Here is a 13,447-nt window from a genome sequence, read left to right as displayed (position 1 = left end):
AAAGAAAAAGCGCCGTCACCCGAAAGGTGACGGCGCTCTTGCATTTGAATTGTTACCGGGTGGGCGCCCGTTCCGCCAGGACCGTCTCCACGCCGCCGGAGGCTTCCGCCCCCCGGGCCAGCAGCCGGTCCCGCAGGCCCAGCTCCTCCAGCGCCTTCAGGGTGGAGGTGGAGGTGGTCTGGATGGTGAACGTGACGTCGGAGGAGCCGGTGCTCCGGGTGCCGTCCTGCCCCACCGCGGGCCAGGCCAGGGAGAGGGTAATGTCCGTGTAGTAGCAGTTGGCCTCCCGGTCCCGGTCGTCCAGGAGATAGCGCCGGCCGATCCGCCCGGCCTCCAGGTCCTCCTGGAAGGCCGTCCACAGCGTCCGGGCCTGGGCCGCAGTCAGATCGTTCTCCAGGTATCTCCCATCGTCGTCGGTGTTGTTCAGATAACCGCCCACGGCCTCGGCGGTGCCGGCATCCATGGCCTCTCTCAGGCTCCACCGGCCCAGATAGGCGCTCTTCACCATCTCGGGCCGGTTGATCAGCGCTTGGAGCCGGGAGGCGTAGGAGTTCGGATCGGTGAGCGCCTCGGCGGTGATGGGCACGTAGTTGTACAGCCGCTCCACCAGCCGCCCGTCGGCCATAAGATAGCTCAGGCGCAGGGTGTTGACGGTCTTGATCTGGTAGCCCTCGCTGTCGTAGCGCTCGTCTCCGTTCCAGCGGGCGGCCTCCTCCCGCTCCATGGCGTCCAGGTGTTCCACCAGGCCCGCGTGGATGGCCACCACCTGGGCGACGGCCTCCGGGTCCGTGATGTCATAGTCGGCGTAACGGCCCCCGTCGTTGGGGACGCTGTACGCCCCCCGGAGATTGACCGTCACCACCTGGTCCGCCCGGGGCGTCCACTTCTGGTAGCCGAACAGGTCCATCCGGGCGCCCCCCAGCAGGACCAGAAGGCATACCGCCAGCACGGCGCAGCCCTTCCAGCCGTCGGCAAAGACCCTCAGGGTCTTTTTCAGCAGCATCCGTCCGGCAAAGGCGAAGATGACGGCGCACACCGCGGTCAGGAAGATGAAGGCCCAGGTGCCCAAGCGGTCGAAAAAGTTCATATAGAGGACGGTCCCCAGGGTCATGCCCCCGCAGACCCCCAGGCCGTACTGGAACACGGGCCGAACCCAGCCCACGGTGACCAGGTCCCCCGCCCGCTCCAGCTGCCGGCGGCGATAGACCTCCAGGGCCAGGGCGGTAAGCACCGCCCCCACCACCACGCAGTAGGCGATGGCGGCGGCAGGGGTGCCGTTGTCAAAGCCGCGGGTGGCCACAGACACCATTTGGTCGTCATAGGGGGTATAGCTGGTGGTGTATTCCAGCAGGTGCATCAGCTGGTAGGGGGGCGTGAACCACCGCACCAGGACGGAGGAGGAAAACCGGCCCCCGTTGAAGCCGATGAGCAGGGTGGCCAGCGCCGTGTCCATCAGGGTGCCGATGCCGTAGGCCAGGATGTTGACGATGCCGTAAAAGGCGGGCAGGGCCAGAATGTGGCCGGTAAACATGGCGCAGAACACCGCCAGGCAGAAAAAGAACATGGACACCGCCGTCTGGGCCAGGAACCACCAGGCCACGAGGCCGGGCATGGCCGCCCCGGCCACCGCCTGGGCGCACAGGGTGATGAGGGCGATGGCCAGGTCGGGCACCAGGAAGAAGGCCAGGCCCGACAGCCAGTTGGTGAGGAACAGCCCCTCCCGCCGGATGGGCAGGGCGTGGAGCATCCCCGTGGAGCGGTTGTTCATCAGGTAGGAGAACAGGGCCATGCCCGCCATCAGCCCGAAGATGACGCCGACGAACACCGTGTTGGAGATGGCCCCATAGACATGGGACTCCACCTGGTCCAGCAGGTCGGCCCGGACGTATCCCCGCCCCGCCGCCAGGATGATCTCCATGGGCAGGGTGAAGAAGAGGACGGCAGCGTACACCGCCCAGATGGGCCAGAACCGGGTCATGTTTTTCCGAAAGAGGGCGGCGTTGAACCAGCCCTTGCCCTCAAAGGATGATGTCGCGGACGGCATAGTCCTCACCTCCCAATTCATAGATGAAAATTTCCTCCAGCGTCAGGGGCAGGGCGTCCATCAGGATGGGGGAATAGACCGCCAGCCGGTTGGTCACCTCGTCGGCCTTCCCCCGGACGATCAGGGTGTGGATGCGCCCCACCTGGGAGACGTTCAGCACCTCCATGTCCTCGGGAAGCTCCGGCAGCTCCTTCTCCTGGAACACCACCTGCATCTTCACAAGGTTCTCCTGGAGGTCGGAGAGGGACCGCTCGATGAGCACCCTGCCGTGGGACAGGATGCCCACGTGGTCGCACACGTCCTCCAGCTCCCGGAGGTTGTGGGAGGACACTAGCACCGTGATGTTCTCCTGGGCCACGTCGGACATCAGCAGGGACCACACCTGCCGGCGCATCACCGGGTCCAGCCCGTCCACCGGCTCATCCAGCACCAGGATCTCGGGCCGGATGCACAGCGCCAGCCAGAAGGCGGCCTGCTTCTGCATGCCCTTGGACAGCCGCCGGATGGGCCGCTTCTCGTCCACCGCCCGGAACACGTCCTTCAGCGCCTCGTACCGCTTTTCGTCGAACCGGGGATAAAAGCCCTTGTAGAACCGGGCCATATCCCGGGTGGAGGAGGAGCCGAAGTAATAGAGCTCGTCGGGGATATCCGCGATGCGCCCCTTTACCGCCGGGTTTTCATAGACCGGCTGGCCGTCCACAAGCACCTGGCCGCTGTCCTGCTGGTAGACCCCGGTGATGTGGCGCAGGATGGTGGATTTGCCGGCGCCGTTGGGCCCCACCAGGCCGTAGATGGCCCCGCCGGGCACCGACATGGAAAGCCCGTCCAGGGCCCGGAAGCCGTCGAAGGTCTTGACTGCATTCTGGACCTCGATCATTGCGCCTCCTCCTCTCTCATCGTCTCCGCCCCGCTGACCCGGTCGGCCAGCTCCCGGGCGGTCATGCCCAAAAACTTCAGCTCGTTGGCCGCGGCGTCGAACTGCCGCAGCAGCTCGGCCCTGCGGGGGTTCTCCCCCGCCCCGGACCGGGCGGCGAAGGCCCCCTTCCCCGGCTCGGCGTACAGATAGCCCTCCGCCTCCAGCGCGGCGTAGGCCCGCTGGATGGTGTTGGGGTTGATGGCCAGGCTGGCCGCCAGCGCCCGCACGGAGGGCAGCTTTTCCCCCTCGGCGATGGCCCCTGTCACCACTAAATGCCTCAGGCCGTCCCGCACCTGCTCGTAGATGGGCCGGGCGTCCCGATAATTGAGGCTGATCATGGCCCCACTCCCTTCCTGATCCCAGGCGGCAACTGTATCATGCCGCTTAGTACAGTCAGTATACCCTACCCGGCCGGTTACAAACAAGGGGGCAGCTCTTACGAAAGTCTTACGTTTTTCGGTGGATTTTCTTTTTTCCCGTGACAAGTGGGAAAATAGACGCTATAATGGCCTTGCTGTCAGAGATCATCCCTCATCGGAAAGGAGCGGACGCGACCATGGTCACCATCGACGCCGCCAACTGGAACGGCTTTTTGAGCTGCCTGGACGGGCTGCTGAACACCCCCCAGGTCCAGTCCATGCGCTGCCTGCCCCACCACCCCGGGGTCAACTGCTACGAGCACTCGGTCTTCGTGGCCTATGTGGCCTTCCGCCTGGGCCGCCGCTGGGGCCTGGACTACCGGGCCTGCGCCCGGGGCGGCCTCCTCCACGATCTCTACCTCTACGACTGCCGGGACGCCTCCGCCCACCCCGGCAACCAATGCCTGGACCACCCGGAGTTCGCCCTCCGCAACGCCAGCGCCCTGACCCACCTGTCCGAGGTGGAGCGCAACATCATCCAGGCCCACATGTGGCCCCTGGCCGTCCACCTTCCCCGCAGCCGGGAGGCCTGGGCCGTGTCCCTGGCCGACAAAATCTGCGCCACCCTGGAGGTCTCCGGGGTGTGGAAACGGCTGAAGATGCGGGCGGTGCTGGTGGCCTGACCCAGGCGCCGCGCCGATTGAAGAAAGGGAAGGTTTTTATGTCCTTTGAGGCCGAGGTGATCCCCCTGTTCATCGGCGGCATTCTCGCCGTGAGCGTGCTGGAGCTGGTTGTTGGGCTTGTTTTTCTGCGGGGCAGGAAAGCGGCACGGACCTATTTGGTTGGGCACGTGGTCTCTATGGCGGCGGGCTTCTTCTTCCTGGTTCGGAGTGTGTTCGCCAACTGGCTGAATTTCCACCCCGGCAGCGATTCCATCTCGAACTCCGTGAGCTTTGGCCTGTTCGGCCTTTTGTGGGCCCTAAGCGTCTTTTTTGTCGTGGCGTTGGTCAAGGACCTTGCGCGGGATACGTGAGCTGTGTTTTCCGGAACGGTCCGCCCATTTTTACATTTTTTGCTCTTTTGTTGCGATATGGTCAAAATCCCGTCAATTTTCCCAAAAACCGACCCGCCTTCGGCGGGTCTTTTTCTTTGCATTTTCTGCCTTCCTTTGTTATAATAAAGGTGCTATTTTAACAGAATGGGAGCGTGCGCTATGGAAGCGTCGGGCGCCATCGTATTTTTACCTCAGGATGAGCATGGTTCCTCCCTCTATCTGGAGGATATCCTCTTCGACCCGGCGGCCCTCTGGCTGTCCGAGACCCTTCGCCGCCAGGGCGTGGAACGGTTCCTGGTGGTCTGCGGGGAGGGGGACCGGGAAAAGGCCGCCGCCTGCTTCCCCGTGGGGACGGACATCGTCACCACCGGCGCCGCCGACGCCCCCGCCCGGCTGGCCGCCTTCCTGGCCCTGGTCCCGGGACAGGTGGTGGTGGTCACCCGCCCCGTCCTTCTGGCTCCCGAGGGCAGCACCTTCGCCCGCTCGGGCAAGGAGCCGCCCAAGAGCGTCTTTACCCTCCGGGGCGCCGCCCTGGCCGCCGCCCTCAGCGACGGGCGGGACTTTGACGACGCCCTGGCCGCCCTGGGGGACCCCAAGCCCTGGCAGGACCGCTGCCTCCCCCTGAAGTCCGACCCGGCCTACCGGGCCACCGTGGTGGAGCCCATGGCCCGGAGCCTGAGCGTGGACCGGATGCTCTCCTGCGGCGTCCGTGTTATGGACACTGAGAGCGCCTTCGTGGGCCCCGCAGTCACCCTGGGGGCGGGCTCCGCCCTCCTCCCCGGCGCCATCCTCCGGGGCCGGGTCACCGCCGGCCGGGACTGCGTCATCGGCCCCAACGCCATGATCCGGGACTGCCAGCTGGGGGACCGGGTCACCGTCAACGCCTCCCAGCTCAACGAGTCCGTGGTGGACGACGACACCGCCGTGGGCCCCTTCGCCTACATCCGCCCCGGCTGCCACGTGGGCAAGGGGGTCAAGGTGGGTGACTTTGTGGAGCTGAAGAACTCCACCATCGGCGACGGCACCAAGATCTCCCACCTGACCTATGTGGGGGACACCGACGCCGGAGCCCACATCAACTTCGGCTGCGGCACCGTCACGGTGAACTACGACGGGGAGAAGAAGTTCCGCACCACCATCGGCGACCACGCCTTTATCGGCTGCAACACCAACCTGGTGGCCCCCGTCACCGTGGGGGAGGGGGCCTACACCGCCGCCGGCAGCACCATCACCGACGACGTGCCCGCCGACTCCCTGGCCATCGCCCGGGACCGCCAGATCGTGAAAAAGCAGTGGGCGGCCAAGCGCCGCAAAGGCTGAATTCATACATCACCCCCGGATCGGGGGATAATAAGAGATGAGAGGATGTAAACACATGATCGCGCATGGAAAGGACATTAAGATCTTCTCCGGCAATTCCAACCGGGCCCTGGCTGAGGATATCTGCCGCAAGATCGGCACCGAGCTGGGCAACGCCGAGACCGGCTGTTTCTCCGATGGAGAGAACTTCGTCTCCATCTACGAGACCGTCCGGGGCTCCGACGTATTCGTGGTCCAGTCCACCTGCTCCCCCGTCAACGACAACCTGATGGAGCTCCTCATCATGATCGACGCCTTCAAGCGGGCCTCCGCCGGGCGCATCACCGCCGTCATCCCCTACTTCGGCTACGCCCGCCAGGACCGCAAGACCAAGCCCCGCGACCCCATCTCCGCCAAGCTGGTGGCCAACCTTATCACCCGAGCCGGCGCCGACCGGGTCCTGACCATGGACCTTCACGCCTCCCAGATCCAGGGCTTCTTCGACATCCCCGTGGACAACCTGCTGGGCAACCCCATCTTCACCCACCACTTCCACGACCGCTTCGTGGGCCAGGAGGAGACCACCGTAGTGGTCTCTCCCGACGTGGGCAGCGTCTCCCGGGCCCGGGCCTTCGCCCAGAAGCTTGGGATGCCCCTGGCCATCGTGGACAAGCGCCGCCAGAAGGCCAACTCCTCCGAGGTCATGAACATCATCGGCGACGTGCGGGGCAAGCAGGTCATCCTCTTCGACGACATGGTGGACACCGCCGGCAGCCTGTGCGGCGCGGCCCAGGCCCTTGTGGAGATCGGCGGGGCCACCGACGTGTACGCCTGCGCCAGCCATGGCGTCCTCTCCGGCCCGGCCATCGAGCGCATCGAAAACAGCTCCATCAAGGAGATGGTGTTCCTGGACACCGTGCCCCCCCGTCCCGGCGTCACCTGCTCCAAGATCAAGTACCTCTCCGTGGCCGACATCTTCGCCGAGGCCATCGAGCGCATCTACCAGGAGGTCTCGGTCTCCAAGCTCTTCAACTGATTTCCTCTCCATCTCGCCGGGGCGGAGCGTGACGCTCCGCCCCGGTTTTCTCCATCCTACGAAAAAGGCGGGACCTTCCAATGTTTTTTTCCAAAAGCAAGACCCCCGGCGTCACCTGGCTCATCGTGGGCCTGGGCAATACGGGCGGCGAGTACGACCACACACGCCACAACGTGGGCTTCGACGTGGTGGACGCCCTGGCCGACCGGCTGGACATCCCCGTCCAGCGGTTAAAGTATAAGGCCCTCACCAACACCGCCGTCATTTCCGGGGAAAAGGTCCTGCTCATGAAGCCGGTGACCTTTATGAACCTCTCCGGCGAGGCGGTGGAGCAGGCCGCCTCCTTTTATAAAGTCCCCCCGGAGCGGATCCTGGTCATCTCCGACGAGGTGGCCCTCCCCCCCGGCAAGCTCCGCATCCGCCCCTCGGGCTCGGCGGGGGGCCACAACGGCCTGAAAAACATCATCGCCCACCTCCACTCCGACCAGTTCCCCCGGATCCGGGTGGGCGTGGGCCAGAAGCCCCACCCCGACTACGATATGGCCGACTGGGTCCTGGGCAGGCCCCAGGGCGAGGACCGCAAGGCCATCGACGACGCCGTGAGCCGGGCCGCCCAGGCGGTGGAGTGCATCGTCAGGGAGGGCACGGACAGGGCTATGAACAAATTCAACTGAGCGCGGCATTTTCCCGCCCTCCGGGCGGTGCGGGGGCAGGGCGGCCCCTGTCGGGGGACCAAACCTGGTTTTCGTTCTCAAGAACAGAGCCCTGGCCGGCATAGCCGGCCAGCCTACGCTAAAAACTTGCCACCGGCAAGTTTTCTTAACGCTGCGGTGGATGCCAAAGAAAAGCGCTGAGTAAATATAAAACTGGTAACTTCTAACGACCGGCGCTCACATCTGTCAACTCCGTCTCCTCTTAGCACCTCTGCCGCTGATTACTGCTGTACGGCCAACATTTGCAGCTCATTGGCGCGCCTGAGCCCGGGAAGTTTGTCAAATAGGCTTCCCCTGGGGGAAGCTGTCTGCGAAGCAGACTGATGAGGGGAACTTATCTCTTTAGCAGGGCCTTTGCTGTTATCACCAGTTCCCCTCATCCGTCAGCCCTCCGGGCTGCCACCTTCCCCCGAGGGGAAGGCTAAAGACCAACCTTCTGTCAAGCACACGTCAGCGGCCGAGCGGCGCAAGAGGGACCACGGGTCGCACAGACGCACCCGTGCTTTTCCCCCTTTCAATGAGCAGTAGACCTTCTACTAAGAAGGGAAACTGCGCTCAAGGCTGTACCAAAGACTTTTCTTTGGGGGTCTGGGGGATGTTTCTTTTTCTCGGGAAAAGAAACATCCCCCAGAAGTCCCCCCCTCCCTTTTCCCCTTGACCCCCGCCCTCCAAAGGTCTATACTGTCACATAACACACCCCCCATTCCTCCGAATCGGGGGCTTTCGCCGTCTCTGTCACTTCCATTTTTTTCTATTTCCAGGAGGCCGCTATGAAACTTCTCCTCTCCGCCCTGGAGCGGGTCCCCGAATTTCAAACCCTTTTGGCCGCCCTGGACAACGGTGCCTGCCCGGCGGCCCTGTCCGGGCTCTCCCCGGCCCACCGGGCCCACTTCGCCGCCGCCCTCCGCCAGGAGACCGGCCGCCCCGTGGTGGTCCTCTGCGCCGACGACGCCGAGTGCGGCCGTATGGCCGCCGACCTGAAGGCCCTCACCGGAGAGGAGGCCCTCACCCTCCCCGCCCGGGAGTTCACCTTCCACAACGCCGCCGTGGTCTCCCGCCAGTGGGAACACCGCCGCCTGAGCGTGCTTTGGACCCTGGCCCAGGGCCGCCCCGCCTTCGTGGTGGCCTCGGCGGAGGCCATGGTCCAGCGCACCATGCCCCCCGGCCTGCTCACCCGGGCCAGCCGGGTGCTGCGCATGGGGGAGCAATACGACCTGAACGAGCTGGCGGAGACCCTGTCCGCCGCCGGATACGCCCGCTGCGACCAGGTGGAGGGCATGGGCCAGTTCGCCCTCCGGGGGGGCATCCTGGACTTCTTCTCCCCCGCCCATCCCCAGCCCGTGCGGGTGGAGTTCTTCGGGGACGACGTGGATTCCATGGGCCTTTTCGACCCCGCCACCCAGCGCCGCACCGAGCAGCTGGAGGAGGCCCGCATCCTCCCCGCCGCCGAGGTCCTGCCCCAGTTCGCCCCCGGCGGGGCGGCGGGCCTGGTTCAAGCTCTGGACCAGCGGTTGGCCGCCGCCGGGAAAAAGGGCGCCCCCGACCAGCTCCTGGCCACCCTGTCGGAGGACAAGGAAAAGCTGGAAAACGGCCTTACCTTCCCCGCTGTGGACCGCTACCTGGCCCTTATCTACCCCCAGCTGGCCACGGCGGCGGATTACCTGCCCGAGGACGCCGCCGTCCTCATCAGCGAGAGCCCCCGCTTCCAGGAGCGGTGCAAAAACTACCTGTGGCAGCTCAATGAGGATGTGAAGGCCCTGGCCGAGAGCGGCACCCTCCTCCCCGAGCTGGGGATCCTCTGCCGCACCCCGGAGGAGCTCTCCGCCCGGCTGGAGCAGTGGCCGGTGGCCTACCTGGACTCCTTCCCCTCCTCCCAGTACCCCCAGCGGCCCCGCACCCTCCTGACGGTGACGGCCAAGCAGCTCCCCTCTTACGGCGTCAGCCTGGAGACCGCCGTCTCCGACCTGTCCCACTATATGAACTCCGGCTATTCCGTGGTGGTCCTGGCGGGGACGGAACAGCGCTGCCTGAACCTCCAGTCCCTCCTCCGGGAGCAGAAGATCCGCTCCGCCGTGGATTTTCAGCTCCACGCCCTCCCCGAGCCGGGGAAGGCTGTCATCGCCTGCGGGGGTCTCTCCACCGGCATGGAGTACCCCTCCGCCAAATTCGCCATCCTCACCGAGGGGCAGGCCGCCCCGGTGAAGAAGCCCAAGGCCAAGGCCCCCACCAACCGGGAAAAGCTGAAATCCTACGCCGACCTCTCCCCCGGGGACCTGGTGGTCCACCAGCAGCACGGCATCGGCCGCTATTCCGGCATGGTCAAGATCCCCGTGGACGGGGTGGACAAGGACTACGTGAAGATCGCCTACGCCGGGGCCGACGTCCTCTATGTCCCCGCCACCCAGCTGGACCAGGTCAGCAAGTACATCGGCGGCGGCGAGGACGCCAATGAGACCAGGAAGCTCTCCAAGCTGGGGGGCGGCGATTGGGAGCGGCAGAAGTCCCGGGCCAAGAAGGCGGTCCAGGATTTGGCCAAGGGCCTCATTCAGCTCTATGCCCAGCGCCAGCGCCAGCCCGGCTTCGCCTTCTCCCCCGACTCCCCCTGGATGAAGGAGTTCGAGGAGGAGTTCGAGTACACCGAGACCGAGGACCAGCTTCGCTGCGTGGCCGAGATCAAGCGGGACATGGAGGCCCCCCGGCCCATGGACCGGCTCCTCTGCGGCGACGTGGGCTACGGCAAGACCGAGGTAGCCTTCCGGGCCATCATGAAGTGCGTGCTGGACGGCAAGCAGGCCGCCATCCTGGTCCCCACCACCGTCCTGGCCCGCCAGCACTTCCTGACGGCCAAGCAGCGCTTCGCCAAGTACCCGGTGGACATCGACGTCATCTCCCGCTTCCGCACCCCCGCCCAGATGCGCGCCACCCTGGCCGCCCTGGCCGCGGGCAAGGTGGACCTGCTCATCGGTACCCACCGGCTCCTCCAGAAGGACGTGAAGTTCAAAGACCTGGGGCTGCTGGTGGTGGACGAGGAGCAGCGCTTCGGCGTCACCCACAAGGAAAAGCTCAAGGAGCTGGCCAAGCAGGTGGATGTGCTCACCCTGTCGGCCACCCCCATCCCCCGGACGCTGAACATGGCCCTCTCGGGCATCCGGGACATGTCCACCCTGGAGGAGCCCCCCCAGGACCGTCAGCCGGTGCAGACCTACGTCATGGAGCAGGACTGGTCGGTGCTGGCCGACGCCATGCGCCGGGAGCTGGAGCGGGGGGGCCAGGTCTACTACCTCCACAACCGGGTGGAGACCATCGCCCGCACCGCCGCCCGCATCCGGGACCTGCTGGGGGAGGATGTGACGGTGGCCATCGCCCACGGCAAGATGACCCAGGAGGAACTCAACGACGTGATGACCCGCATGTCCGAGGGGGAGGTCAACGTGCTGGTGTGCACCACCATCATCGAGACCGGCATCGACATCGCCAACGTCAACACCCTCATCATCGAGGACGCCGACAAGATGGGCCTGGCCCAGCTCCACCAGATCCGGGGCCGGGTGGGGCGCTCCAACCGCCGGGCCTTCGCCTACCTCACCTACCGCCGGGGCAAGGTGCTCTCCGAGGTGGCCACCAAGCGCCTCACCGCCATCCGGGAGTTTGCCGAGTTCGGCTCCGGCTTCAAGATCGCCATGCGGGACCTGGAGATCCGGGGGGCGGGCAACGTCCTGGGCCCCGAGCAGTCCGGCTTCCTCATGAGTGTGGGCTACGATATGTACCTGAAGCTTCTGGAGGAGGCCGTCCTCCTGGAGCGGGGCGAAAAGCCGGAGACCACCGCCGAGTGCGCCGCCGACCTGACGGTGTCCGCCTCCATCCCCGACCGGTACGTCCCCTCCCCCGAGCAGCGCATGGACCTCTACCGCCGCATCGCCATGATCCGGGGGGAGGCCGACGCCGACGACCTCACCGACGAGCTCATCGACCGCTACGGCGATCCCCCCCGGCAGGTCAACAACCTCATCGCCGTGGCCCTTCTCCGCTCCGACGCCGCCCGCCGGGGGGTGTCCGAGATTACCCAGAAGGGCACCAACCTGCTCTTTACCCTGGACTCCTTCGACCTCCAAAGCCTCTCCGCCCTGTGCGCCCTGCCCCGCTACAAGGGCCGCCTCCTGTTCTCCGCCGGGGAAAAGCCCGCCCTCACCCTCCGCCTCAAAAAGGGGGAGGACCCGCTGAAATTTGCCCGGCTCCTTATCGAGGACTATCAAAAAACGGAGGGTGGGCTTGACGGAGGCCGTTCCGTTTGATTGTTACCTGCGTGCACGTCGAGACGTGCGCAGTTCTGGGGGATATTTCTTTTCCCGAGGAAAAGAAACACCACCCCAGACCCCCAAAGAAAAGTCTTTTGGTGTAGCCCTGCTCGCAGGTTCCCTTTTTAGTAGAAGGTCTACTGCTCGAAGAAGGGGTATAAGCACGGGAGCGTCTGTGCGACACGTAGTCCCTTTAGCGCCGCTCGGCTGCTGACGTGTGCTTAATCGATAAGTGCCGTTTTGCGTACGCCCTTAGCCTTCCCCTTGGGGGAAGGTGGCAGCCCGAAGGGCTGACGGATGAGGGGAACTGCGGATATGGGAAAGGCTTTGCTAGAAAGATAAGTTCCCCTCATCAGTCTCGCTTCGCTCGACAGCTTCAACGACTTCGCTTGCATCAAGTGGCCCTAACGCTATCGCTAAGGGCCACTAGACCCCAGGGGAAGCCCTTTACAAACGAACCCCGGGGCCGCTACGAAGTGCGGCCCCGGGGTTTTCTTACGCTCTTGTGGACAGCCAGAGGTGGTTTCCAAAGGAGGGGCACCCACAGGCGCCCCTCCTTTGGTCGTTGAGAGGGGGTTCAGAGGGAGAGAGTCGAAACCGCAGCGTTAAGAAAATGCGCCAGTGGCGCATTTGTAGCGTAGGCCGGGTGGCTGTGCCACCCGGATCTCTCTTGCGCAAGCGGGATAACGTGGCAAAGTTGCCTGACAGCACAAGCGTAGGCCGCCCGGTTATGCCGGGCGGGTCTCTCTTTCAAGGGGAGCACAGCAGGGGTGCCATCTTTTCCACGCGGAAAAGATGGTCCCCCAGTCGCCCCCGCCTTCCCTAAAGTGGAAAACGCAAGAAAGGCCAGACGCCTGCTCCTGACGTCTGACCCTTCTTGCAAGGAAAGAGGATACAATGAAATGAAAAGAAACTGTCTCTTGCAAGTATTATGATACCCAAGAGTTGTAAACGATTAAAACAAATTCTGTTACAAAAGAATTAAATCTCAAATATTTTTTGTCGTATTCCTGTAAAGTTGCGGAAATTACAAAAAGACAGCGGCATGACCGCTGTCTTTCTGCAAAAGGATTGGAGGATAGAATGAAAAGAAGTTGTTGTCTCTTGCTGATATTTAAGATACCAAGAGATTGTTAAAAAACAAACCATCCTTTGTTACAATTATGTTAAATCGTACAATTTCCCGCCCCTATTTTTCCCTCAGCTTGGTAAAAAAGTCACGCATCACCTGGGCGCACTCGGCCTCCCGGGGCCCCCGGTACAGCCTGGGCCGGTGGCCGAAGCCCTCCTCAAAGAGGTTCAGCACCGATCCGCAGGCCCCCATCCCCTCGTCCTTGGCCCCGTAGCGCACCACCGGGATACGGGCGTTGACGATGGCCCCGGCGCACATGGGGCAGGGCTCCAGCGTCACGTACATGACCGCCTTGTGGAGCCGCCAGCCCCCCACGGTCCCGCAGGCCATGCGGATGGCCGCCAGCTCGGCGTGGCCCAGGGCGTCGCCGTCCTCCTCCCGCCGGTTGCGGCCCTCTCCCACGATGCGGCCGTCCTCCCAGACGATGACGCACCCCACGGGCACCTCTCCCGCCTCCAACGCCTCCCGGGCCAGCTCCAGCGCCCGGTCCATATACGCCTCGTCGGTCATGCCCGCTCATCTCCCCTCATACAGTATTCTAATCATACCCGATTTTCTCTCCCCCCGCAAGGCGTGGGGGCCCCTCTTTTCTATTGCTC

General features: G+C 64.4%; 10 protein-coding genes. 6 read left to right on the top strand and 4 right to left on the bottom strand.

The genetic code is table 11. The annotated features are described in order from the left end of the window. Positions 1-52: 52 nt before the first annotated feature. Genes AAEU42_RS11820 through AAEU42_RS11810 form a run of 3 tightly spaced genes read right to left on the bottom strand, consistent with a single transcriptional unit; the run spans position 53 to position 3,298 of the window. On the bottom strand, positions 53-2,044 hold the full coding sequence (locus AAEU42_RS11820) for a hypothetical protein (protein ID WP_342233761.1): 1,992 nt from the start codon (positions 2,042-2,044) through the stop codon (positions 53-55). Further along, entirely contained in the window at positions 2,019-2,921 is a 903-nt protein-coding gene (locus AAEU42_RS11815) for an ABC transporter ATP-binding protein (RefSeq protein WP_342233760.1), read from the bottom strand. The genes AAEU42_RS11820 and AAEU42_RS11815 overlap by 26 nt, the downstream gene beginning before the upstream one ends. Next, positions 2,918-3,298 (bottom strand): GntR family transcriptional regulator, encoded by a 381-nt coding sequence (locus AAEU42_RS11810; RefSeq protein WP_342233759.1) that lies wholly within the window; start codon positions 3,296-3,298, stop codon positions 2,918-2,920. The genes AAEU42_RS11815 and AAEU42_RS11810 overlap by 4 nt, the downstream gene beginning before the upstream one ends. A 167-nt stretch (positions 3,299-3,465) precedes the next feature. On the opposite strand from AAEU42_RS11810, the gene AAEU42_RS11805 reads away from it, so the two are divergent. From AAEU42_RS11805 to mfd, 6 genes are all read left to right on the top strand, one after another. Continuing rightward, positions 3,466-4,002: an HD domain-containing protein gene (locus AAEU42_RS11805; RefSeq protein WP_342233758.1), complete on the top strand. Its 537-nt coding sequence runs from the start codon at positions 3,466-3,468 to the stop codon at positions 4,000-4,002. Then, positions 3,963-4,352, top strand: coding sequence for a hypothetical protein (locus AAEU42_RS11800; protein WP_342233757.1), 390 nt, complete (start codon positions 3,963-3,965; stop codon positions 4,350-4,352). The genes AAEU42_RS11805 and AAEU42_RS11800 overlap by 40 nt, the downstream gene beginning before the upstream one ends. Before the next feature lie 180 nt (positions 4,353-4,532). Further along, positions 4,533-5,693 (top strand): DapH/DapD/GlmU-related protein, encoded by a 1,161-nt coding sequence (locus tag AAEU42_RS11795; protein WP_342233756.1) that lies wholly within the window; start codon positions 4,533-4,535, stop codon positions 5,691-5,693. Between the two features lie 55 nt (positions 5,694-5,748). After that, positions 5,749-6,708 (top strand): ribose-phosphate diphosphokinase, encoded by a 960-nt coding sequence (locus tag AAEU42_RS11790; RefSeq protein ID WP_342233755.1) that lies wholly within the window; start codon positions 5,749-5,751, stop codon positions 6,706-6,708. An 80-nt stretch (positions 6,709-6,788) separates the two neighbouring features. Beyond that, on the top strand, positions 6,789-7,382 hold the full coding sequence (gene pth / locus AAEU42_RS11785) for an aminoacyl-tRNA hydrolase (RefSeq protein WP_342233754.1): 594 nt from the start codon (positions 6,789-6,791) through the stop codon (positions 7,380-7,382). 809 nt (positions 7,383-8,191) lie between these two features. Beyond that, complete coding sequence (gene mfd, locus AAEU42_RS11780) at positions 8,192-11,713, top strand: transcription-repair coupling factor (protein WP_342233753.1); 3,522 nt, start codon at positions 8,192-8,194, stop codon at positions 11,711-11,713. A 1,192-nt stretch (positions 11,714-12,905) separates the two neighbouring features. On the opposite strand, the gene AAEU42_RS11775 is transcribed toward mfd, so the two are convergent. After that, positions 12,906-13,358, bottom strand: coding sequence for a nucleoside deaminase (locus tag AAEU42_RS11775; protein ID WP_342233752.1), 453 nt, complete (start codon positions 13,356-13,358; stop codon positions 12,906-12,908). Positions 13,359-13,447: the final 89 nt, after the last annotated feature.

This window comes from Pseudoflavonifractor phocaeensis, from assembly GCF_038439875.1.
GTDB lineage: Bacteria > Bacillota > Clostridia > Oscillospirales > Oscillospiraceae > Vermiculatibacterium.
This window is presented reverse-complemented; position numbering and strand designations above follow the sequence as displayed.

Bases quoted from the DNA above. Each gene is read 5' to 3' on its own strand.
- AAEU42_RS11810 (WP_342233759.1), bottom strand. From the start codon at position 3,298: ATGATCAGCCTCAATTATCGGGACGCCCGGCCCATCTACGAGCAGGTG.
- AAEU42_RS11805 (WP_342233758.1), top strand. From the start codon at position 3,466: ATGGCCTTGCTGTCAGAGATCATCCCTCATCGGAAAGGAGCGGACGCG.
- mfd (WP_342233753.1), top strand. From the start codon at position 8,192: ATGAAACTTCTCCTCTCCGCCCTGGAGCGGGTCCCCGAATTTCAAACC.
- AAEU42_RS11795 (WP_342233756.1), top strand. From the start codon at position 4,533: ATGGAAGCGTCGGGCGCCATCGTATTTTTACCTCAGGATGAGCATGGT.
- AAEU42_RS11775 (WP_342233752.1), bottom strand. From the start codon at position 13,358: ATGACCGACGAGGCGTATATGGACCGGGCGCTGGAGCTGGCCCGGGAG.
- pth (WP_342233754.1), top strand. From the start codon at position 6,789: ATGTTTTTTTCCAAAAGCAAGACCCCCGGCGTCACCTGGCTCATCGTG.
- AAEU42_RS11790 (WP_342233755.1), top strand. From the start codon at position 5,749: ATGATCGCGCATGGAAAGGACATTAAGATCTTCTCCGGCAATTCCAAC.
- AAEU42_RS11820 (WP_342233761.1), bottom strand. From the start codon at position 2,044: ATGCCGTCCGCGACATCATCCTTTGAGGGCAAGGGCTGGTTCAACGCC.
- AAEU42_RS11815 (WP_342233760.1), bottom strand. From the start codon at position 2,921: ATGATCGAGGTCCAGAATGCAGTCAAGACCTTCGACGGCTTCCGGGCC.